Consider the following 810-nt stretch of genomic DNA (forward strand, 5'->3'; position numbering starts at 1 on the left):
CGCCTTGATGATCATCAATATGCTGAAGTTAATGCGCCACAAGTTCTCGATAGGTCACTTTGGGAAATATCTGGCCATTGGGGCTGGTATAAGGAGAACATGTTCAAAGCAATTCCAGCAGTAGAAAATTCAGATCATAGGAATGTTTATGCTCTTAAACCAATGAATTGCCCTGGTCATGTGCAAATTTTTAAACATGGTTTAAAATCTTATCGTGATTTGCCTATTAGACTTGCTGAATTTGGACTTGTTCATCGTTATGAGCCTTCAGGCTCTTTACATGGTCTTATGCGTGTGCGTGGTTTTACACAAGATGATGCGCATATTTTTTGTACTGATGAACAATTAGCCGATGAATGTCTCAGTATTAATGATCTTATTTTATCAACTTATGCTGATTTTGGTTTTAAAGAAATCAGTCTTAAGCTTTCAACACGTCCAGAAAAACGAGTTGGATCTGATGCATTATGGGATCACGCAGAAAGTATCATGGAATCTGTCCTTAAAACGATTGAAACAAAATTTGCAGGACAAATCAAAACAAGCATCCTTCCAGGTGAAGGAGCATTTTATGGTCCAAAATTTGAATATACATTAAAGGATGCTATCGGTCGTGAATGGCAATGTGGAACAACACAAATAGACTTTAATCTCCCTGAACGTTTTGGTGCATTCTATATTGATAAAGATTCAGAAAAACGTCAACCTGTTATGATCCACCGTGCTATTTTTGGATCAATGGAGCGTTTCCTTGGTATATTAATCGAAAACTTTGCTGGACATATGCCACTTTGGCTTGCTCCTGAACAA

The 810-nt window shown here is 37.5% G+C and carries 1 protein-coding gene; it reads left to right on the forward strand.

The window, feature by feature from the left end; translation table 11 throughout:
* Nucleotides 1-810, forward strand: an 810-nt coding sequence (locus tag ACFIO3_RS14420) for an aminoacyl--tRNA ligase-related protein (RefSeq protein WP_375704715.1), incomplete at both ends; no start/stop codon positions are given.

Source organism: Bartonella sp. AD328YNZD (genome assembly GCF_042196425.1).